Source organism: Bacteroides sp. OF04-15BH (assembly GCF_003477995.1).
In the GTDB taxonomy this organism is placed as follows: Bacteria; Bacteroidota; Bacteroidia; order Bacteroidales; family Bacteroidaceae; genus Paraprevotella.
Map to the genome: position 1 here is coordinate 28,491 of NZ_QUEM01000015.1, position 20,585 is coordinate 49,075.

The following is a 20,585-nucleotide window of genomic DNA, read 5'->3' on the forward strand; positions in this document are numbered from 1 at the left end:
ACCATAAAATTATATTCCTATGAAATTGACAATTGACGATGTACGCAGTCGTTTTATCGAGCATTTTGACGGTACAACAGGATCAGTTTATGCTTCACCGGGTCGTATCAACCTGATCGGTGAGCACACAGACTATAACGATGGCTTTGTATTCCCGGGCGCTGTTCAGCAGGGAATGATTGCCGAACTGAAAGTTAACGGTACTCGCAACGTTAGAGCTTACTCTATCGACCTGAAGGACTATGTAGAGTTCTCTTTGGACGACGAGAAGGGACCAAACGCAAGCTGGGCACGCTACATCTACGGTGTATGCCGCGAGATGATGGCTCTGGGTGTTCCTGTAGAAGGATTCAACACAGCTTTTGCCGGTGACGTTCCATTGGGCGCAGGTATGTCTTCTTCTGCCGCTTTGGAAAGCGTTTATGCTTTCGCTCTGAACGACATGTTCGGCGACAACAAGATCGACAAGATGACTTTGGCTAAGGTAGGTCAGGCTACAGAGCACAAGTATCTGGGCGTTAACTGTGGTATCATGGACCAGTTTGCATCTGTTCACGGTAAGGCCGGTAACCTGATGCGTCTGGACTGCCGCAGCGGTGAGTTCGAGTACTTCCCATTCAACCCACAGGGCTACAAGCTGGTGTTGGTTAACTCTTGCGTAAAGCACGAATTGGTTGGTTCTCCTTACAACGAGCGTCGTTTGAGCTGCGAGCGTGTAGCTGCTGCCATCAACAAGCTGCATCCTGAGGTAAAGAGCCTGCGCGATGCTGACTGGGCTATGTTGTACGAGGTTAAGGACACTGTATCTGAAGAGGATGCTAAGCGTGCCAAGTATGTAATCGGCGAGAAAGAGCGCGTGCTGAAGGTTTGCGACGCTTTGGAGAAGGGCGATTACGAGACTGTAGGTGAGATGATGTATGCCACTCACGAGGGTCTGAGCAAGGACTACGAGGTTTCTTGTGTTGAGCTCGACTACTTGAACGATTTGGCTAAGGAAGCTGGCGTTACCGGTTCACGTATCATGGGTGGCGGTTTCGGCGGTTGCACCATCAACCTGGTAAGCGAAGAGTTGTATGATAGCTTCGTAAATGATGTGAAGACCAAGTTCCGTGAGAAATTCGGAAAAGATCCTATCATCATCGATGTAGTTATCGGCGACGGATCACGCAAATTGTGCTAATTGAAGGACATTATATCCGGATAGCAGGCGGGGCCTTTTCAAGGCTCCGCCTTTTTGTTTTCATGCCGAGAATGACTCGGAAAAAAGCCGATGAAACGGACCGGAAAAATGATTGGGAAGAAAATGTATTTTCATTTCGATCAAATCAGAAAAACATCGAAATGAAAATATAATGCCGCAGGGGACGCCGTGTAGCGTTATGCGAGCCAGCCCCTCCAACAGGAAGCAGTCTCTGAAGAAAAAGGAAGCACCGGAAAGAAAAAAGCGTTCCCGCCTTTCGGAGCACACAGGCTCGCGAAAAGCGGGAACGTTACCATAGCACTTTATGGGACAAGTGCCGTGCCTTGTCTGCCTCCGGAATTAGAAAGGCAGATCATCGTTAGAGTCGCCACCGGCAGAGAAATCCATCGGAGCGGCCGGCTGGGCGGTAGGAGCAAACGGAGTTTCTACGGCTGTAGGAGCACCCATCGGCATGCTTGCGCCACGGTCCACCTTCCAGGCACGGATACTGTTGTACCATCTGCCCTGATACTCACGGGCATCAATATCGAAAGAAACAGTCAGCACCTCGCCCAGCTGAATATTGAACTGGTCAATCTTGTCGCTTCCAAACACATCGAAGCACATTTTGCGCGGATACTGTTCCTGTGTTTCCAGAACATACTCCTGAACTTTCCACTCGGAGCCTGTGCGTGCAGATACTCCGCTGCGGGCCGGCAATACGGCAATGATTTTTCCTGTAATTTCCATTTTTTCTTTAGATTAATGTTGGTGCGAAATTACAATTTTTCCTCTAGTTTTACTAATTTTTAATGGAGATTTTTTTGAAAACCTTGCTAAAATCTGTAATTTTGTTCTATTAATATATAATGATAAAAACAGCAATAATTTATGAAATTTGTAGTCTCCAGCATCGCCCTTTTCGGTCGCATACAAGCTATTAGCAAAGTTATCAATTCCAAGAACACCCTCCCCATTCTCGATAGTTTTCTGTTTGAAATAGAAAACAACACCCTGACCATTACCGCCTCCGACACCGAGACCCGTATGGTCACTTCACTCGAAATCGTAGAGAGCGAATCCGACTTCCGTTTCTGTATCAATGCCAAGACCATGCTCGATTCGATGAAGGAGATTTCCGAGCAGCCGCTCACCTTCGACATCAATCCGGACACAATGGAGATCCAGGCACAGTATCAGAACGGACGTTTCAGCATTATGGGACAGAATGCCAACGAATATCCCGAGGCACAGGCTGCTCCCGAGGCAAACACGCTGACCCTCTCGGCAGAATCTCTGCTCAAGGGCATCAACTACTGTCTCTTTGCCACTGCCGATGACGAGTTGCGCCCAATCATGAACGGTATCTATGTGGACATCTCTACGGAGGATGTTACTTTCGTTTCTTCCGACGGACAGAAACTGGTGCGCAACAAGGTGCTCAATGCCCACGGCGACAGCAAGTGTGCCTTCATCCTGCCGAAAAAGCCGGCAGCCCTGCTCAAGAATATCCTGCCGAAGGAGAGCGGCGACATTGAGGTGAAGTTCAACGAGCGCAGCGCCGTGATTATCATGAGCGACTACACACTTTCCTGCCGCCTGATTGAAGGACGCTATCCGAACTACAACATGGTGATCCCGCAGAACAATCCCTACTCTGCCATCATCGACCGTCTGCATCTGCTCGGCGCCCTGAAGCGCGTGCTGATCTTCTCTAGCCAGAGCAGCTCGCTCATCAAGCTGAGCCTGGACAACAATACACTGGTGGTTTCGGGTCAGGACGTGGACTTCTCTACCTCTGCCGAGGAGAAGATTGCCTGCTCATACAGCGGCAACGCTTTCAAAATCGGATTCAACGGTACTTATCTGTACGACATCCTGAACAACCTGAACTGCACGGATGTGACCATCGAGCTGGCTGACCCAAGCCGCGCCGGTGTGGTGGTTCCGACCGAACAGGCCGAGAACGAAAACACCCTGATGCTGTTAGTTCCCCTGATGCTTAACGAATAAAAAAACATACTCATGAAACTGAACCTTAAAAACCCGCTGGTATTCTTCGACCTGGAAACCACGGGCATCAATATTGCCACCGACCGTATTGTGGAGCTTTGTTACATCAAAGTATATCCCAACGGCAATGAAGAATCAAAAAGCATGCGCATCAATCCGGAAATGCATATTCCGGAAGCATCTTCTGCCATCCACGGCATCTACGACGAGGATGTAAAGGACTGCCCCACCTTCAAGCAGGTGGCCCGCGAACTGGCCAACGCCATCGAAGGTTGCGACCTGGCAGGATTCAACTCCAACCGCTTCGACATTCCGATGCTGGCCGAAGAGTTCCTGCGTGCGGAAGTGGACTTTGACCTGACACGCCGCAAATTCATTGATGTGCAGAACATCTATCATAAACTGGAAAAGAGAACCCTCTCGGCCGCCTATAAATTCTATTGCGGAAAGGATCTGGAAAACGCGCATTCTGCTCTGGCCGACACACAGGCCACCTATGAGGTCTTGCAGGCGCAGTTGGACAAGTATCCGAACGAACTGCAGAACGATATGCAGTTCCTGGCAGATTTCTCCCGCATGAGCAACAATGTGGACTTTGCCGGACGCATCGTCTACAACGAGCAGGGCGTGGAAGTCTTCAATTTCGGCAAGTACAAGGGAATGCCGGTTACCGAGGTCCTGCAAAAGGATTCGGGCTATTACGGTTGGGTGATGCAGGGCGACTTTACGCGCAACACCAAGCAGGTGCTCACCCAGCTTCGACTTAGAGGAAACAAATAATCAGAAACATTTCATGGAATCTTTCTTCGGCCCGTAACGGGCGGGAGAAAGATTCCTTAATTAAATCGTGTATTCATGCTAAAAGGCAAAAAAATAGTTTTGGGCATCACCGGCAGCATCGCTGCCTACAAATCGTGTCTGCTCATCCGCAACCTGATTAAGAAAGGTGCCGAAGTGCAGGTGGTCATCACCCCTGCGGGCAAGGAATTCATCACTCCCATCACCCTGTCGGCACTGACCAGCAAGCCGGTCATCAGCGAATTCTTCTCACAGCGCGACGGAACGTGGCACAGCCATGTGTCGCTCGGTCTGTGGGCCGATGCCATGATCATCGCACCGGCCACAGCATCGACTATCGGCAAGATGGCTCACGGCATCGCCGACAACATGCTCATCACCACTTATCTGTCGATGAAAGCTCCCGTGTTCGTGGCTCCGGCCATGGATCTGGACATGTTTGCCCACCCCAGCACCCAGAAGAATCTGGACATCCTGCGTTCTTACGGCAACCACATCATCGAACCGACCAGTGGCGAGCTGGCCAGTCATCTGGAGGGCAAGGGACGCATGGAAGAGCCAGACGTGATTGCCCAGGTGCTGGACGACTTCTTCGAGCAGCAGCAGGATCTGGCCGGAAAGAACATCCTGATCACCGCCGGTCCTACTTACGAAAAGATTGACCCGGTGCGCTTCATCGGTAACTACTCGTCGGGCAAGATGGGATTTGCCCTGGCCGAGGAATGTGCGTCGCGCGGGGCCAAGGTGACGATGGTGTGCGGACCGACAGCGCTGAGCTGCCATCATCCGAACATCTGTCGCATCAACGTGGAATCGGCTGCCGAAATGTACGAACAGAGTGTGAAGCACTTCCCGGAAACAGATGCCGCCATCCTTTGCGCAGCCGTGGCGGACTTCACTCCGGAGCATCGTGCGGACAACAAGATCAAGCGCGAGGGCAACGAGCTGTGTCTGCATCTGAAACCGACCAAGGACATCGCCCGCGAACTGGGACAAATGAAGAAACCGGAACAGGTGCTCGTGGGCTTCGCTCTGGAAACCTGCGACGAGGTGAACCACGCACAGGACAAGCTCCAGCGTAAGAACCTGGATTTCATTGTACTGAACTCGCTCAATGATGCCGGAGCCGGCTTCCAGCACGACACCAACAAGATATCCATCATCACGGCTGACGAGCGGACCGACTATCCGCTGAAAAGCAAAACGGAGGTGGCTCACGACATCGTGGACCAGCTCAGTGCCCGCCTCTGATGCCTTTTAATCACCGCACTTACGGAAGACCATTATGAAGAGAAGAAACTGGCTCAAAGCTGCCTGCATGGCGTGTCTGCTGGGATGCCTCCCTACCCTGGCCGACGCGCAGGAACTGAATGCGCGCATCACCGTGAACCACTCGCAGATTTCTACCACACGCACCTCCATCTTCGAGGCGCTGGAAAAGAATCTCACGCGCTTCATGAACGAGCGACAGTGGACCGGCATGAAGTATCAGCAAAACGAACGAATTAACTGCACATTCAGCATCACCATCTCGCAATACAAGGAGGACGAGAATCTGTTTACCGCCCAGATGCAGGTACAGAGCACCCGTCCGGTGTTTAACTCGACTTACACCACCACCGTGTTCAGCATGAAGGACAACAAATTCAATTTCAACTTTCAGGAATTTGACCAGCTGAACTTCATGCCCGAACAGATGGACAACAATCTGACGGCCATGATGGCTTATTATGCCTATCTGATCATCGGTATGGACATGGACACGATGGCTCCTCTGGGCGGCACTGAGGTGCTGCGTCAGGCCGAGAGTATTGTGACAGGAGCACAGAATCTGGGCTTCGAAGGCTGGAAAGCGTATGATGACAACCGCAACCGCTTTGCCATCATCAATGACTATCTGGACGGAGGCATGGAACCGTTCCGGCAGATGCAGTATCAGTACTACCGCAACGGACTGGACATTATGGCTGACCAGGTGGATCAGGGACGGGCGGCCATCACCGAAGCGCTCACCTTGCTGCAAAAGGCGCACGAAAACAAGGCGCTGAGCCAGTTGCCGCAGATCTTCACCGACTACAAGCGTGATGAAATCGTAAATATCTACTCCAAAAAGGGAACTTCCGAAGAAAAACAGAAGGTGTACGACATTGTGTTCGGCATCAATGCGTCACAAAGCAACTATTGGGACAAAATCAAACAATAACCTCATGCTGAAATCTTTATTCATTCAGAACTATGCCTTGATCGACACGCTGAATATTGAATTCGAAAGCGGTTTCTCGGTCATCACCGGCGAAACGGGTGCCGGAAAATCAATCATTCTGGGAGCCATCAACCTGCTGCTCGGACAGCGGGCCGAAAGCAAGTTTATCAAGAAGAATGCCAACAAGTGCACCATCGAGGCTGTCTTTGACCTGTCGCGCTATGGAATGGAGGCTTTCTTCGAGCGCAACGATCTGGACTTTGACGGCGAATGCATCATCCGGCGCGAGATTTCGGCATCGGGCAAGAGCCGCACATTCATCAACGACACGCCCGTACCGCTGGCGCTGCTCAAGGAACTGGGAGAAACGCTGATTGACATCCACTCACAGCATCAGAATCTGTTGCTCAACAAAGAGGACTTTCAGATGAATGTGGTGGACATCATGGCCAACAACCGGAAGGAACGCGAGGTATATGCTGGTCTTTACAAGAAATTCCGCACCTTGTCGGCCAACCTGAAAAAGGCAATTGAACAGGCTGAAAAGACACGGGCCGAGGAGGATTATATCCGTTTTCAGCTGGAACAATTGGAAGCCGCACAGCTTCAGCCCGGCGAACAGAAGGAACTGGAAAAGGAAGCGGAAATGCTGGAACATGCCGAAGACATCAAGCATGCCCTGTTCTCAGTGGATGCCAAACTGAACCACGAAGAGGAAGGGGTGGTCACCGTATTGCGGGAATGCCAGCATACGTTGCAGAACCTGCAGGAAATGTATGCTCCGGCCGAGGAAATGGCCAGCCGTCTGCAAAGCTGTTACATAGAAATCAAGGATCTGGCCAAGGAGATTGCCAGCGAAGCGGAACAGATTGAATACAACCCGGAACGCCTGAGTTATGTGAATGAGCGCCTGAACACCATCTACTCGCTCCAGCAAAAGCATCATGTAGACACGCTGGAGGCGTTGATTGACTTGCAGGAGGATTACACCCGACAATTGGACAACATCGAAAACAGCGAGGCCTACATCCAGCAACTGGAGCACGAAAAGGAAGAGGCGCTGAAGGAGGTTAAAAAACAGGCGGCCGTGCTGACTGAACAGAGAAAACAGGCGGCCGTGCTGATTGAATCGAAAATGAAGGAACTGCTCATCCCGTTGGGCATCCCGAATGTGCGCTTCTGCATCGACCTGAAGCAAAAGGAAGAGCCCGACGAAAGGGGCATGGACAAGATTTCTTTCCTGTTCAGCGCCAACAAAAACGGCGAACTGCAGCAGATTGCCCAGGTGGCTTCTGGAGGAGAAATCGCGCGCGTCATGCTCTCGCTCAAAGCTTTGATTTCCGGTGCGGTGAAACTGCCTACCATCATCTTTGATGAGATTGATACGGGCGTATCGGGATATATCGCCGAGAAAATGGCGCACATCATGCAGGAAATGGGGGCCAATAACCGTCAGGTAATCAGCATCACACACCTGCCGCAGATTGCCGCTTTGGGAGCTACGCACTATAAGGTTTACAAGGAGGACAACGAACAGGGCACCACCAGTCACATCATCCGGTTGAATCAGGAGGAACGCGTGCAGGAGATTGCACACATGCTGAGTGGAACCACACTGACGGATGCTGCCGTCAACAACGCCAAAGAATTATTAAACATAAAATAAAATGAGAAACAGATTTATAGGATTGCTGGCTGCCGGCTGTCTGCTGACAGGCAACGCACTGGCACAAACACCCAAATGGTATAAGAAAGCACAGAAATCTCTATTGAGCATCGTCACCTTTGATGAAAACAATAATATTCTGGCCTCCGGTAACGGTATTCTGGTGGACGAGGACGGAACGGCAGTGGCCAACTACGGACTGTTCAAAGGAGCACACAAGGCCAAAGTGGTGGACAGTAACGGAAAAGAGCATGAGGTGAAATGGATTTGCGGCGCCAGTTCCTTGTATGATGTCGTGAAACTCCGTCTGGACGACGAGAAGTTGCCGGCAGGAATCAAACTGGCAGAAACGGCAGCAACCAAAGGAGAAGAGGTGTACTTCCTGCCTTATGCCACTCAGAAGAAAAAGGAATGCAAGGCCGACAGCGTTCTTGAAGCATCTCTCTTTGAAAAGGAGTATTACTACTACACCTTGTCGGGCACCCCCAACAAAATGATGGTAAATGTACCGGTAATGAACAGTCAAGGAGAGGCTATTGCCATGCTGCAAAGCTCCAGCGACGAACAGAAAAACTATGCCATCTCCATCCATTATGTGTGCAGCCTGGCCACTAATGCCTTGTCTGCCTCTGACAATGACCTGAATGCCATCCACATCGCGAAAATGTTGCCGGAAAAGGAAAGTGATGCCAGTACATTCCTGTATCTGACTTCCTCGAACGACAGCCTGATGTATGTTGATTATCTGCAACAGTATCTGAACCGCTTTCCGGAAAAATTTAACGGCTACTCTACTGCCGCCGATTTCTACAGTCAGCGAGGAGATTTAAAGACCGCAGAAGGATATTTGCAGCAGGGTATCGAAAAAACAGACGAGAAGGATCAGTTGCATTATGCCTGGAGTAAATTGATCTATAACCTGAACATGACTCCGGGCTATCAGCAGTATGCGGACTGGACTATGGAACGGGCACTGAGCGAAGCGCAGAAGGCCTACGAAAGCAATAACTTGCCGGTTTATCTGCTGCAGCAGGGAAACTGCCTCTACGCCCTGCACCGCTATGAGGATGCCTATAATATTTATATGCAGGCAAACAATTCCAATCTGAAATCGAGCGAGATTTATCTGTATGCCGCCCAGTGCAAGAAGATGCTTCAGGCAGCTCCCGAAGAGATTCTGGCCCTGCAGGACTCTGCTCTGAACCTGCACAGCAAACCGTATAAGGCGGATGCTGCTCCGGTATTGCTGGCCCGTGCCAATACTTATATGGAAATAAAGGAATATAAGAAGGCGGTAGTGGACCTGAACGAGTACGAATCGCTGAACTATGGCAATCTGAATGCAAACTTTTATTATCTGCGTTCTCAGGCCGAACTGAACGGAAAAATGTACGAACTGGCGGTGACGGACATTGATAAGGCAACCAAACTGGAGCCCAAGAACCCGCTTTTGTGGGCGCAGAAGGCCGGAACGCTTTATGCCGTTGGTATGATTGAGGAGGCTATCCGTGCCGCACGTGAAAGTATAAAGCTGAACCCGGCTTTTGCAGATGCTCACCGCATTCTCGGTGTCTGTCTGATACAAAACGAACAGAAAGAAGAAGGCGTAGCTGCTCTGAAAAAGGCAAAAGAACTGGGTGATACAATGGCTGAAAAACTGATTGAAAATATGAAATAAATAATGGAGTCAGTTTCCTTTCAACAATACATGTTGATCTAAGTCCTGATATTCTGAAAATAATGAGTTCTATCGCACCAAACAGAATGGTGGCAGATAGAACTCATTATTTTTTCAACTCCCCTCTCCCATTTGCTTTCTCTTTTGCCGTAATCATGAAGCGTAATATCGTACCACAGACTTGCTTTTAAAGGTATTCTCCAGCGCCTATGGACAGCCACAGAAGATGGCACGAACCAAACTTCTATAGGCGGAAAAGAAAATCAGCATCATACAAGAGCACAAAAATGCCTCATTTTGCTCAGCTAGGAGTAAAATGAGGCATTTTTTATTTGTCGGAAATCAGAGTTCCGATTGAAGCCCTATCGGACTTTCCCGTAAATCGTTATTCTTTGCCGTTACTTCTTTTGAGAAAGTTTTTCCAGAAAATAAACCAGGAAGAAACCAATGATGGCCAATACAATGGCTTCTGCCAGAAAAGCGTTCGGCATAATGTTCTTTTCCAACTCAAATCCACCGTCCATCATGATTTTCTCTTTCCACGGCCATACTTTGTTCAAGGAACCGAGCATAAAACCGGTCAGGAGTGCCAAAGTTGAATTGCGGAAACGAGCCAAGGCAAAAGAAAGAACTCTTGAAAATGAAGTAATACCAATCAGTGCTCCTGCTGCAAATACCAGCAAGATACCGATTTTAAGCTCTTTCACTGCATCCATAATGTAGAAATACTTACCCAGCAATACCAGAATAAAACTTCCGGAGATACCCGGCAAAATCATGGCACAAATGGCAATGGCTCCACAAAGGAAAATGAAAAGCAGATTAGTCGGGGTCTCGGCCGGTGTAGCTACCGTGATATAATAGGCCACAGCAGCACCCACAATAAACGAAGCGATCGTTTTTACGTTCCATTCCTTAATATCTTTGGAAACGAACCAGGTAGAGGCCAAAACCAGACCGAAAAAGAAAGCCCATACCATAATCGGATGTGCTTCCAACAACCAAGTAATCAGCTTGGCCAAAGAAAAGACACTGATACCGATACCCAAAAGAATAGAGAAAAGGAAACTTCCGTTAATGGCCTTCCAGAAAGACACAATCTTACCGGTAAACAGTAACTTCAGACTATGTGCATTAATACTCTTGATCGAGTTGATCAACTCATCATAAATACCTACGATAAAAGCAATCGTTCCTCCGGAAACACCAGGCACGACGTCCGCAGCGCCCATGGCCATACCTTTCAGAGCCAGCGTTACGTAATCCTTAATTGTTCGACTCATCGTTAAAAGAATTAATTTGTGAGATTATTAAAACAGTTACTAGCAAAACTCTTTCTAAAAATAAAAGCATAAAAGGGTGACCTGTACAGAATACAGATCACCCCTATCGTAAATCTTTAAAAGTCTTTCAAGCTTACTTTACTTTAGCAACAATAGCCTTGAATGCTTCAGGATGATTTACAGCCAGATCGGCCAAAACCTTACGGTTGATCTCGATACCAGCCTTGTGCAAAGCACCCATCAACTGAGAGTATGACATACCCTCCAGGCGTGCAGCAGCGTTGATACGCTGAATCCACAAAGCGCGGAAACTGCGTTTCTTGTTACGACGGTCACGGAAAGCGTAAGTCAAACCTTTCTCCCAAGTATTCTTGGCTACGGTCCATACATTCTTACGAGCTCCGTAGTAACCTCTGGTTAAACCTAAAATTTTCTTTCTTTTTGCTCTAGAAGCAACATGATTTACTGATCTTGGCATAATTTTTACTCTTTTTGAATGGTTAGCGCCGCTCTGTTTCTTTATGAGCGAACTTTAGGCTAAATCATTCGGTTAATAAATTTAAAATAGTTTACCGCATTTAAGAAATTAACGTAAGCAAAGCAACTCGCGAACCTGCTTCATGTCAGCCTTTACCACGATATCATCGTGTACGAGGTTTCTTTTACGCTTCTTTGATTTCTTAGTCAAAATGTGACTGTGAAATGCATGATGTCTTTTTACTTTACCGGTTCCGGTAAGAGCGAATCTTTTTTTAGCACCGGAATTAGTCTTAACTTTTGGCATTTTGTTTAAATTTTAAATTATTATTAATATTAGTGGCAACGCATATACCAGGGCGTTACGCACGTTCTTTTCTTTTTATTCGCCTTCTACTCTCGGGCCCTGATACTCTTTCGGAGCATTAGCCTTAGGCTGTGCCTTCTCAGGCTTGGCTGCGGCCTGTGTTGTAGCGGCTTTGTCTGTCTTCTTGGCACCCAATTTCTTAGGAGCGATGAAGATGGTCATACGTTTTCCTTCGAGAACAGGCATCTGTTCTACTTTACCGTATTCTTCCAAATCATTGGCAAAACGCAGCAAGAGCACCTCTCCCTGTTCCTTGAAAAGGATACTTCTTCCTTTAAAGAATACGTAGGCCTTAACTTTGTCACCGTCAGAAAGGAATCCCTGAGCGTGCTTCAACTTGAAGTTATAGTCATGGTCATCTGTCTGAGGTCCGAAACGGATTTCCTTCACATCGACCTTAACCTGCTTCGCCTTCATCTCTTTCTGGCGCTTCTTCTGCTGATAAAGGAACTTACTATAGTCTATCAAACGACAAACAGGAGGAGTGGCATTCGGTGAAATTTCAACTAGATCTACCCCTTGGCTCTCGGCTAACTGCAACGCTTTGCTTGTTGGCATTACAGTAGATTCAATTTCATCGCCCACAATACGGACTTCACGCACACGTATCTGTTCATTGACACGATATTGCTGCTTCAAATTGTCTTTCTTCATTAATTCTAAATGATCTTCTCTTCTGTTTTTTTGATTGATTAATAATTAAGTTCTTTATTTGTGGCGGCAAAGTTAGTAATTATTTAGCATATTACGCACTTCTTCGTTGATTTTCTTTGCAAAATCTTCAAATTTCATGCTTCCTTGGTCGCCTTCACCGCGTTTTCTTACAGAAACGGTGCCTTCTGCAGCCTCTTTCTCACCGACAATCAGCATATAAGGGATACGCTTCATCTCGTTGTCGCGAATCTTACGTCCGATCTTTTCATTACGATCATCCACAATAGCGCGCACATCCTGCTCGTCGAAATAAGCCTGCAACTGCTTGGCATAGTCGTTGAATTTCTCTGAAATAGGCAGGATAGCTACCTGATCCGGAGTCAGCCACAATGGGAACTGTCCGGCTGTATGCTCGATCAACACGGCGCAGAAACGCTCCATAGATCCGAACGGAGCACGGTGAACCATTACCGGACGATGCTTCTGGTTGTCCTCGCCAGTATATTCCAACTGGAAACGTTCCGGCAAGTTATAGTCTACCTGAATGGTACCCAACTGCCATCTGCGTCCCAAGGCATCCTTCACCATAAAGTCGAGTTTAGGACCATAGAAAGCAGCCTCTCCATACTCTACGCGAGCTGGCAGGCCTTTTTCCTTACAAGCCTCGATGATAGCGTTTTCTGCTGCATTCCATACTTCCTCAGAACCGATATACTTTTCTGTATTGTTCGGGTCGCGCAAAGAAATCTGAGCCTCGAAGTTCTCAAAATCCAATGCCTTGAAGATGATCTGGATGATCTCCATCACACGGATAAACTCATCCTTCACCTGATCCGGACGGCAGAAGATATGGGCATCATCCTGAGTAAAGCTACGAACACGAGTCAGTCCGTGCAACTCACCGCTCTGCTCATAACGGTAAACGGTACCGAATTCTGCGATACGCAACGGCAGATCCTTGTAAGAACGCGGTTTCCATGCAAAGATCTCGCAGTGGTGCGGGCAGTTCATCGGCTTCAGCATATATTCTTCACCCTCTTCCGGAGTATGAATCGGCTGGAAGGAATCCTTACCGTAGTGTGCATAGTGACCAGAAGTTACATACAGGTTCTTACCACCGATATGCGGAGTGATTACCTGCTGATAGCCATAACGCTTCTGGATTTTCTTCAGGAAGTCTTCCAGACGCAAACGCAGGGCTGTTCCCTTTGGCAACCAGATAGGCAATCCCTTACCTACGCGCTCAGAAAACATGAACAGTTCCATTTCCTTACCGATCTTACGGTGATCGCGTTTTTTGGCCTCTTCTACCAATGCCAGATATTCATCGAGCAATTTCTTCTTCGGGAAAGAAACGGCATAGACACGAGTCATCTGCGGACGTTTCTCATCGCCACGCCAGTAAGCAGAAGACACGGCCATTACCTTCACGGCCTTGATCGGAGCTGTAGAAAGAAGGTGTGGACCACGGCACAAATCGGTAAAGTTACCCTGAGTATAGGTAGAGATATGTCCGTCTTCCAGTTCTTCAATCAACTCATTCTTATAAGTCTGTCCTTTCTCGGTAAAGAAGGCCAAAGCATCAGCCTTAGAGATTTCCTGACGCACTACAGCTTCCTTACGCTGAGCCACCTCGATCATCTTTTTTTCGATCTGGGCAAAGTCAGCCTCGCGGATAACCACTCCCTGAGGAGGCATCACGTCATAATAGAAACCGTTTTCGATAGCAGGACCGATACCGAACTGCATGCCCGGATAGAGTTCCTGCAAAGCCTCTGCCAGCAAGTGGGCAGAAGTGTGCCAGAAAGCGTGCTTGCCTTCTGGTGAATCCCATTTATAGAATACTACAGAAGCATCTTCCTGAATCGGTCTGTTCAGCTCCACGATTTCACCGTTTACGCTGCAAACCAAAACATCCTGAGCCAAACGGCTGGAAATACTTTCTGCTATCTGTAAACCTGTAACGCCGCTCTCGAATTCGCGAACGGAGTTGTCTGGAAAAGTAATTTTTATCATCATTCTTAAAGATTTGTTCTAAATGCAAAAATACTACTTTTTTTACGAAAACAAGATTTTATCCGAAAAAAAGGTATCACACAGCATCAAGAAATTCTACTTCCGGTAGTCGGCATACTTCTTGATCAGGCTGTAAGAATCATAAAGTCCTAATTCTCCGGCCTGACTCAAGTCAGATACCGCCTGCTGCATCTTCTCCTGCTTGATGCAGGCCACTCCCCTGTTGAACAGTGCTTCGGCAAAGTTTGCATCAATTTTCAGGGCTTGGGTAAACGCCTGTTCAGCCTTGGCGTAGTTCTGCTCCAGCATATAGATATATCCTATATTATAATAAGCATACTTAAAGTCGGGAATCTGACGGAGTACGGCCTCCAAATCGGTCAGGGCAGCATTGTAGCCAATCTGCAATGCGGCAGTCGACTTTTCCTGTCCGGTACCGGCAAACGCTTCCAACTGGCGGATCTTGATCTGTGCCCGCAGGAAATATCCCAAAACGCCTTCAGGATTGCGCTCCAGATATTTGTTGACATCATCCATCGCCGCATCATAATCCTGCACGGTATAGTATTCCAAGGCGCGCTCCAGATACAACTGTGCCGGTGGATTGGCAGCCTCCAGTTTCTGAGCCAGCGTTTCCAACCGGGCAAAATGTTTCTGCACGAGATTCCGGTCCAGAGTCTGTTCATGATTGGCCAAAGCGATGCGTTGCGGCAGCCAACCCGTCTGATTCAGTTTTTCCAGTTCCGGATGATAAGCCACCGACCGCTCCACGCCGAGACGCTGCGGATGATAAGTCAGCACGAACATGGCCTCGGGGCGCACTTCCACCTGTTTGTTTTGAATCTTTCCCCGATATTCGCTGCTGTACTTCTGGGCATAAACCACCGTATCCTCCTCGACCAGTTTATCGTAATCGTTCATATCCAGATCACTCTTCTTACGGGTCTTGTTGGAAGTCTTGAACTTCTTGCCCTGATAACGGGCCTCCATCTGCGCCTTCATCACCTTGAATTCATCCCGTTCCGCACCATTGACGTCACCCAGTTTTCGCCGGATGGTGGCTCTCAGCTGATAGCCGGTCCAGAATGTGGGATACTCTTTGATGACAGCAGACAAGTCCTTCAGCGCCCCCCGGTAATCTCCCGTATTGTTGCGCATCAGGGCACGGTTAAAGAGTGCGATCATGTTGTCCGGCTCCACTTCAAGCACGAAGTTGAAATCCTCAATAGCCCGGTTGTCATCACCCACCTGAGCACGGAGCAAACCGCGGTTGAAGTGTCCGATATAGCTTTTCGGGTCCACCACAATCGCTTCGTCATAATCGCTCATGGCACCGCGCAGGTTGCGCTGATGATAGCGCGCCAACGCACGGTTCACATAATAACTTGCATTTCGTTTGTTTATCGAGATTGCCTGTGTGAGTTGTTCTTCTCCAGCCTTATAATCTTCACGGTTCAAACTGATCATGGCCAGCATTTCCCAGATGCGTTCATCATACTGGTCCACCTTGAGAGCCTGATTCAAAGACTGTTCGGCCGTAACCGTATCTTTCTGCTGGAAAGCGACTTGCGCCTTTACGGTATAGAACTGCGCATCGTCGGGCCATTTGCGAATCACGGAATCCAGGCTGTTCATGGCCTGGTCATAGCGTTTTGTCTCCGCCTCGCACAAGATGTAGTTATACCATCCGTTGCGGTTTTCCGGTTCCAGTTTCAGCAGTTTCCGATAAGCTTCGCATGCCTCTTCATACTGTTTCAGATTGATAAAGCACAATCCCAGCAGTTCATAGTTACGGGCCACAAAAGGATTCTTTTCGATGGCTTCCCTGCAATCCTCAGAAGCCCCCGAAAAGTCCTCCAGATAAAACTTTGCCAGTCCGCGATAGAAGTAAGGCTCTGAAAGATATGGTTTCGCATTGATCACCATATTGAAATACTGCATGGACAGCACGTAATCCTCGTAATAAAGAGCATTACGTCCCATCAGCATCACCCGGTCCGCATTAATCTGGGACCATCCCAGCTGCGGACAGGCAAAGAGTAAGAACAGCGCCTTCTTGAAGTGTCGCATTCTGTATTACTTTCTAAGTTTAATCTTATAAGAGCAACGGAAATTTCCTTTCAGCAAGCTGTTGAGCTTGCCCTTGATCATCTGTTTGCGCAGCATGCTCAGACGGTCGATAAACATGGTTCCTTCCAGATGGTCGAACTCATGCTGCATCACGCGTGCCAGATAACCTTCCACCCACTCTTCATGTTCTTCAAAATTCTCATCCTGATATTTCACGTGGATGCGGGTCGGACGGCGCACACTTTCGTGGATTCCCGGTACGCTCAGACATCCTTCCTCCATCAATTCCGTTTCCGTATCATCATATTCCAGGATATGCGGGTTAATAAAAGTCTTGATATATCCCTTATATTCGGGCAGATCATCAGATATGATATCCAGATTAATCACAACCAGACGGATATCCAATCCGATCTGTGGAGCTGCCAGGCCGATGCCTTCCGAGTGCTCCAGAGTTTCGTACATGTCCTGAATCAATCCTTTCAAATTCGGATAGTTCTCATCAATATCCTCAGCCACTTTTCTCAATACAGGCTGACCATAAGTATAAATAGGTAAAATCATAATCTTCTTTATTTATGCGCTTCCATCCAACCTTGCAAAATGATTGTGGCACTGACTTCATCAACAAGCGCCTTATTTTGCCGTGCCTTTTTCTTCACACCTCCGGCCAGAATCGCCTTCTGGGCGAGCACCGAAGTAAACCGTTCGTCGAAATACTCCACAGGAATGTCGGGCAATGCCTTTTGCAGTTTGGCAACAAACGGTTTGATATTCTGCATGTTCTCGGAACACTCTCCGGTGACGGTTTTAGGGAGCCCGACCACAATCCGCTCCACCGGTTCCTTCTGAACATAATTAAGTATAAATTCGAGCAACTGGGCCGTCTGCACGGTAGTCAGTCCGTTGGCGATAATCTGCAACGGGTCCGTAACAGCCAGTCCGGTCCGCTTCCGTCCGTAATCTATGGCTAAGACTCTTCCCATACCTTATTATATATGCGCCGGGCGCAAGAGCGAGTAACCTCTATCTATAAAGGCCGACAGCTGGTGTCGGCCTTTATAGATGGAGCACTCTGTTATTTCTTATAAAGCAACCATGCGTCCGGATAAGTAGCTCTGAGCTTATCTCTTGACTGCACGGCAGAATGTTTGTCGGCAAATGTTGTTGCTACCACACGGTACATGCTGTTGCCAGAGTTGAAGGCAATCTGAGCTGAGTAACCGGCGTTCTTCAATGTAGCCTGCAATCTTTCAGCATTGTCTTTGTTTCCGAAGCTTCCGCAAACCACGCTGTATGCATTCAGTCCGTTACCAGATACTACGGTAACGTTTTCCTGACGAACAGGCACATTGCTTACATCCACAGTAGTAGTGGTTGTATTAGGCTGTGTTACCGGAGTCACCGGAGTTACCTCTACGGCAGCGTTCTGCTGTGCGCTGTTATCTACGGCAGCCTGCTGCTGTTGTTTTGCTTTCTCATACGCTTTCTTATAAGCGCTTTCCTGGCTCTTACATGAAGTCATTGCAAAAGCAAGACTCAAGCCAACACCTAACAATAATACTTTCTTCATCTTTCTATATGGTTTATTAAACAGTTTAGTTATCACGAATAAGCCGCTTGGGCACGGCATATCAAGTTTACGGACAAAAATACATATTATAATGATAGGAAGCACAAAAAACTTAGAAAAATTTGTTAAAACCTTTTTTTTCACGAAGCGGTAAAAAAAAGATGGAAAAAAGTTTTGTTCCCAGTATATTTTTCCTATCTTTGCTATATCCAACTTAATTTTTAAAAGAGAACATTATGAAAGCATTGAATTTTTTGGCAGCATTCGTAGGCGGCGCAGCCGTTGGTGCAGCATTCGGTATTTTATTTGCTCCTGAAAGAGGTACAGATACTCGTGAAAAAATCGCTGAAGCTCTTCGTAAAAGAGGTATCAGATTGAACCGTAAGGAAATGGATACTCTCGTTGACGAGATTGCTGAAGAAATCAAATCTGGCGAAGAGGCTTAAAAACGGGGCGCATGTTTTCAGTAAATAAAAATGTAGAAAGCATTCAAAAACTTCTTTTGGAGTTTAAGAATTACTACTTGCTCCAAAAGAAGTTTATCCGTTTGGACACCGCAGAGAAGCTCACGGTGATTCTTTCGGCAATAGGAATTGCTTTGATCATTTTGATACTTGTTGCGCTTATCTGCTTCTTCGGAACATTGGCTCTGGCCTTCTATCTGGGCAATACGCTCAACAATATTCCGCTGGGCTTTATAATCGTGGCAGGAATTATCGCTTTCGTGCTGCTCATATTCTATTGGAACAGAAAAAGATTTGTGGTAGAACCGTTGGCCCGCTTCATCGGACAATTGTTCGCCTCAGAACCGAATAAAACAGAAGATCATGGAACAGAATCCCAAAATGCCCGCTAACGGCAAGGTGTATACATTAGAACTGCTCCGTGAAGAGAAAAGACAGGTACGGAAGCAGATCAAAGAAAGCAGCGACCGCATCCGCAACACTTATCAGAGCATCGTGGCTCCTCCCAAACAGCCGACAACCAAGATGGAGTCTTTCATGAATGCCTTCGATCAGGGTATGGCCATTTACGACGGAGTGATGATGGGCATGCGGATTGTACGAACCATACGAAGCATCTTTGGTTCTTCAAGAAAAAAGAAGAAATGGTAAATGATTTTCATCGCCATTTCTTCTTTTTTTGTTTCCTTATTTCTTTATGGCTTTCTTCACTGCCTCGGAGACTTTCATTTCCGCGTCTCCATCGTAGGCCACGACGTATGCTCCCGGGAAATCGTCACCCAATGACTTCAGTTTCTGACGAACGGCAGCATAGTCACTGCTCTCAAAATAGAGACATTTATAGAATTCGCCTTTCTTCACATAGCGCACCGGCCACAGTCCCTTCAGGCGTTTGTCCTTTTGCGGCAATTCCTCGCGCACGGCCATCAACTGAATATAAAAGCGGACACCGCTTCCGGTCTGCTGTGTCTTTTCGGTTTTCTTCTCATTGGTCTTCGCTTTTTCCTTCGTTTCCGGCTCCTGAACCTTTTTCTCGGATTTCGGAGTTTCTTTTTCTTTTTGCTCCACCTTCTTGGACTTCACGGTGCGGTCTGCCTTCTTCTCTTCTTTCTTGTCAGCATCCCGGTTTTCCGTTTCTTTCCGGTCGCGCTTCTCCGGCAGTTTTCCGGTCAGCGCCAACTGATGGGTGGCCTCGTCGTAGATACCCATCGAGGGGTCGAGCTTCATCGGCACATTCTCCGTTTTCTGTGCGTTGCGCGAGATTTTCAGTTCTGCCAACCGCTCTTTGGCCCGTCCTTCCTTCAGCGTGTTGCGATAGGCCACAATGGCGTTGTAAATCGAGCCGGAGACCTCTTCCACACCTTTCTGCGAAGTCAGATAACTCTCCTCGTCCCAGGTAGAGATAAAGCCCACCTCGGTGAGAATGGCCGGCATCATCGTGTTCATCAGCACATAAAAGCGGGCCTGCTGCACTCCGCGGTTTACGCGCGCACCGGCCTTGATATATTCTTCCTGCACCAGACGGGCCATCAGCTCACTGTTGTCCATATTCCGGACGCGCGCCGACTCCAGCAAAATGGTGTTCTTGTATTTCTCCTCATAATCCGGCTCAAACTGTCGGGCGGAATTATTCTCCTTATCGGCCACCTGTCCGGCCACATGACACACAGCATCGCCTACGAAATAGGTCTCCGTACCGCGTGCAATCCTACTGCCCTCCGAAGAATTGGTGTGAATGGACACAAACAGATCCGCCTCACGTTCGTTGGCAATCTGTGCCCGTTCATCCAGAGTGAGATACACATCCGACTGACGGGTCAGCACCACCGTAATGTCCGGATTGGCCCGCAAACGGCGCAACACTTCCAGAGCCACATTCAGATTGATGTCTTTCTCCAGGGCATATTCTCCCTTGGCACCGATATCGCGCCCGCCATGCCCGGCATCAATCACCAACACAAAATCATCTTTAGGTGCATCAGCCGTCTCTGCCATAGCCAGCGAAGAAAACAGACAGCACACCATCGCATATCCGGCTCTCTTACCGAGAAGCCACATTTTTCCTTTAAAAAACATCCTTACTTTTATTTTACCGACAAAGGTACAAAATTCCGAAAAAAACTTATATCTTTACTCTCGAAAT

General features: G+C 48.0%; 21 protein-coding genes. 10 read left to right on the forward strand and 11 right to left on the reverse strand.

The window, feature by feature from the left end:
- Positions 1 to 25: 25 nt before the first annotated feature.
- A complete protein-coding gene (galK, locus tag DXA74_RS08275) occupies positions 26 to 1,180 on the forward strand; it encodes a galactokinase (RefSeq protein ID WP_199666137.1) in 1,155 nt (384 codons plus the stop codon).
- Positions 1,181 to 1,540: 360 nt separating this feature from the next.
- Here galK and DXA74_RS08280 read toward each other — a convergent pair whose 3' ends face one another.
- Positions 1,541 to 1,930, reverse strand: a complete 390-nt coding sequence (locus DXA74_RS08280) for a DUF3127 domain-containing protein (protein ID WP_118526538.1) — start codon at positions 1,928 to 1,930, stop codon at positions 1,541 to 1,543.
- A gap of 141 nt (positions 1,931 to 2,071) precedes the next feature.
- Here DXA74_RS08280 and dnaN point away from each other — a divergent pair, with 141 nt between their 5' ends.
- From dnaN to DXA74_RS08310, 6 genes are all read left to right on the forward strand, one after another.
- On the forward strand, positions 2,072 to 3,193 hold the full coding sequence (dnaN, locus tag DXA74_RS08285) for a DNA polymerase III subunit beta (RefSeq protein ID WP_118526540.1): 1,122 nt from the start codon (positions 2,072 to 2,074) through the stop codon (positions 3,191 to 3,193).
- Between the two features lie 12 nt (positions 3,194 to 3,205).
- Entirely contained in the window at positions 3,206 to 3,973 is a 768-nt protein-coding gene (locus tag DXA74_RS08290) for a 3'-5' exonuclease (protein ID WP_118526542.1), read from the forward strand.
- Between the two features lie 75 nt (positions 3,974 to 4,048).
- Positions 4,049 to 5,242, forward strand: a complete 1,194-nt coding sequence (coaBC, locus tag DXA74_RS08295; protein WP_118526544.1) for a bifunctional phosphopantothenoylcysteine decarboxylase/phosphopantothenate--cysteine ligase CoaBC — start codon at positions 4,049 to 4,051, stop codon at positions 5,240 to 5,242.
- Positions 5,243 to 5,276: 34 nt separating this feature from the next.
- Positions 5,277 to 6,194 carry a DUF4835 family protein gene (locus tag DXA74_RS08300; protein WP_118526546.1) on the forward strand — a complete coding sequence of 306 codons (918 nt, stop codon included), beginning with the start codon at positions 5,277 to 5,279 and terminating at the stop codon, positions 6,192 to 6,194.
- A 4-nt stretch (positions 6,195 to 6,198) separates the two neighbouring features.
- Positions 6,199 to 7,860, forward strand: coding sequence for a DNA repair protein RecN (recN, locus tag DXA74_RS08305; RefSeq protein ID WP_118526548.1), 1,662 nt, complete (start codon positions 6,199 to 6,201; stop codon positions 7,858 to 7,860).
- 1 nt (position 7,861) lies between these two features.
- Positions 7,862 to 9,538, forward strand: coding sequence for a tetratricopeptide repeat protein (locus DXA74_RS08310; RefSeq protein ID WP_118526550.1), 1,677 nt, complete (start codon positions 7,862 to 7,864; stop codon positions 9,536 to 9,538).
- 398 nt (positions 9,539 to 9,936) lie between these two features.
- On the opposite strand, the gene DXA74_RS08315 is transcribed toward DXA74_RS08310, so the two are convergent.
- The 9 genes from DXA74_RS08315 to DXA74_RS08355 form a co-directional block, all read right to left on the reverse strand.
- Complete coding sequence (locus DXA74_RS08315) at positions 9,937 to 10,821, reverse strand: DUF368 domain-containing protein (protein ID WP_118526552.1); 885 nt, start codon at positions 10,819 to 10,821, stop codon at positions 9,937 to 9,939.
- Between the two features lie 133 nt (positions 10,822 to 10,954).
- The gene (gene rplT, locus DXA74_RS08320) at positions 10,955 to 11,299 is read right to left on the reverse strand and encodes a 50S ribosomal protein L20 (RefSeq protein ID WP_118526554.1); all 345 of its coding nucleotides are present in this window, start codon (positions 11,297 to 11,299) and stop codon (positions 10,955 to 10,957) included.
- Between the two features lie 108 nt (positions 11,300 to 11,407).
- Positions 11,408 to 11,605: a 50S ribosomal protein L35 gene (gene rpmI, locus DXA74_RS08325; RefSeq protein ID WP_118526556.1), complete on the reverse strand. Its 198-nt coding sequence runs from the start codon at positions 11,603 to 11,605 to the stop codon at positions 11,408 to 11,410.
- A gap of 75 nt (positions 11,606 to 11,680) precedes the next feature.
- Positions 11,681 to 12,319, reverse strand: coding sequence for a translation initiation factor IF-3 (gene infC / locus DXA74_RS08330; protein WP_118526558.1), 639 nt, complete (start codon positions 12,317 to 12,319; stop codon positions 11,681 to 11,683).
- A 72-nt stretch (positions 12,320 to 12,391) separates the two neighbouring features.
- The gene (thrS, locus tag DXA74_RS08335) at positions 12,392 to 14,335 is read right to left on the reverse strand and encodes a threonine--tRNA ligase (RefSeq protein ID WP_118526632.1); all 1,944 of its coding nucleotides are present in this window, start codon (positions 14,333 to 14,335) and stop codon (positions 12,392 to 12,394) included.
- A gap of 96 nt (positions 14,336 to 14,431) precedes the next feature.
- Positions 14,432 to 16,405 carry a tetratricopeptide repeat protein gene (locus DXA74_RS08340; protein WP_118526560.1) on the reverse strand — a complete coding sequence of 658 codons (1,974 nt, stop codon included), beginning with the start codon at positions 16,403 to 16,405 and terminating at the stop codon, positions 14,432 to 14,434.
- A 6-nt stretch (positions 16,406 to 16,411) separates the two neighbouring features.
- Positions 16,412 to 16,969: a peptide deformylase gene (def, locus tag DXA74_RS08345; RefSeq protein ID WP_118526562.1), complete on the reverse strand. Its 558-nt coding sequence runs from the start codon at positions 16,967 to 16,969 to the stop codon at positions 16,412 to 16,414.
- Positions 16,970 to 16,977: 8 nt separating this feature from the next.
- Positions 16,978 to 17,391, reverse strand: a complete 414-nt coding sequence (ruvX, locus tag DXA74_RS08350) for a Holliday junction resolvase RuvX (protein WP_118526564.1) — start codon at positions 17,389 to 17,391, stop codon at positions 16,978 to 16,980.
- 92 nt (positions 17,392 to 17,483) lie between these two features.
- Positions 17,484 to 17,978, reverse strand: coding sequence for an SPOR domain-containing protein (locus tag DXA74_RS08355; protein ID WP_118526566.1), 495 nt, complete (start codon positions 17,976 to 17,978; stop codon positions 17,484 to 17,486).
- A gap of 236 nt (positions 17,979 to 18,214) precedes the next feature.
- On the opposite strand from DXA74_RS08355, the gene DXA74_RS08360 reads away from it, so the two are divergent.
- Genes DXA74_RS08360 through DXA74_RS08370 form a run of 3 tightly spaced genes read left to right on the forward strand, consistent with a single transcriptional unit; the run spans position 18,215 to position 19,093 of the window.
- Complete coding sequence (locus DXA74_RS08360) at positions 18,215 to 18,424, forward strand: YtxH domain-containing protein (RefSeq protein ID WP_118526568.1); 210 nt, start codon at positions 18,215 to 18,217, stop codon at positions 18,422 to 18,424.
- 56 nt (positions 18,425 to 18,480) lie between these two features.
- Positions 18,481 to 18,834, forward strand: coding sequence for a phage holin family protein (locus DXA74_RS08365; protein ID WP_158576044.1), 354 nt, complete (start codon positions 18,481 to 18,483; stop codon positions 18,832 to 18,834).
- Positions 18,806 to 19,093, forward strand: coding sequence for a hypothetical protein (locus DXA74_RS08370; protein ID WP_118526572.1), 288 nt, complete (start codon positions 18,806 to 18,808; stop codon positions 19,091 to 19,093). Before DXA74_RS08365 ends, DXA74_RS08370 begins: the two co-directional genes overlap by 29 nt.
- Positions 19,094 to 19,129: 36 nt before the next feature.
- On the opposite strand, the gene DXA74_RS08375 is transcribed toward DXA74_RS08370, so the two are convergent.
- Entirely contained in the window at positions 19,130 to 20,518 is a 1,389-nt protein-coding gene (locus tag DXA74_RS08375; protein WP_118526574.1) for an N-acetylmuramoyl-L-alanine amidase, read from the reverse strand.
- Positions 20,519 to 20,585 lie beyond the last annotated feature (67 nt).

Bases quoted from the DNA above. Each gene is read 5' to 3' on its own strand.
- DXA74_RS08280 (WP_118526538.1), bottom strand. From the start codon at position 1,930: ATGGAAATTACAGGAAAAATCATTGCCGTATTGCCGGCCCGCAGCGGA.
- dnaN (WP_118526540.1), top strand. From the start codon at position 2,072: ATGAAATTTGTAGTCTCCAGCATCGCCCTTTTCGGTCGCATACAAGCT.
- DXA74_RS08290 (WP_118526542.1), top strand. From the start codon at position 3,206: ATGAAACTGAACCTTAAAAACCCGCTGGTATTCTTCGACCTGGAAACC.
- coaBC (WP_118526544.1), top strand. From the start codon at position 4,049: ATGCTAAAAGGCAAAAAAATAGTTTTGGGCATCACCGGCAGCATCGCT.
- DXA74_RS08300 (WP_118526546.1), top strand. From the start codon at position 5,277: ATGAAGAGAAGAAACTGGCTCAAAGCTGCCTGCATGGCGTGTCTGCTG.
- recN (WP_118526548.1), top strand. From the start codon at position 6,199: ATGCTGAAATCTTTATTCATTCAGAACTATGCCTTGATCGACACGCTG.
- DXA74_RS08310 (WP_118526550.1), top strand. From the start codon at position 7,862: ATGAGAAACAGATTTATAGGATTGCTGGCTGCCGGCTGTCTGCTGACA.
- DXA74_RS08315 (WP_118526552.1), bottom strand. From the start codon at position 10,821: ATGAGTCGAACAATTAAGGATTACGTAACGCTGGCTCTGAAAGGTATG.
- rplT (WP_118526554.1), bottom strand. From the start codon at position 11,299: ATGCCAAGATCAGTAAATCATGTTGCTTCTAGAGCAAAAAGAAAGAAA.
- rpmI (WP_118526556.1), bottom strand. From the start codon at position 11,605: ATGCCAAAAGTTAAGACTAATTCCGGTGCTAAAAAAAGATTCGCTCTT.
- infC (WP_118526558.1), bottom strand. From the start codon at position 12,319: ATGAAGAAAGACAATTTGAAGCAGCAATATCGTGTCAATGAACAGATA.
- thrS (WP_118526632.1), bottom strand. From the start codon at position 14,335: ATGATAAAAATTACTTTTCCAGACAACTCCGTTCGCGAATTCGAGAGC.
- DXA74_RS08340 (WP_118526560.1), bottom strand. From the start codon at position 16,405: ATGCGACACTTCAAGAAGGCGCTGTTCTTACTCTTTGCCTGTCCGCAG.
- def (WP_118526562.1), bottom strand. From the start codon at position 16,969: ATGATTTTACCTATTTATACTTATGGTCAGCCTGTATTGAGAAAAGTG.
- ruvX (WP_118526564.1), bottom strand. From the start codon at position 17,391: ATGGGAAGAGTCTTAGCCATAGATTACGGACGGAAGCGGACCGGACTG.
- DXA74_RS08355 (WP_118526566.1), bottom strand. From the start codon at position 17,978: ATGAAGAAAGTATTATTGTTAGGTGTTGGCTTGAGTCTTGCTTTTGCA.
- DXA74_RS08360 (WP_118526568.1), top strand. From the start codon at position 18,215: ATGAAAGCATTGAATTTTTTGGCAGCATTCGTAGGCGGCGCAGCCGTT.
- DXA74_RS08370 (WP_118526572.1), top strand. From the start codon at position 18,806: ATGGAACAGAATCCCAAAATGCCCGCTAACGGCAAGGTGTATACATTA.
- DXA74_RS08375 (WP_118526574.1), bottom strand. From the start codon at position 20,518: ATGTTTTTTAAAGGAAAAATGTGGCTTCTCGGTAAGAGAGCCGGATAT.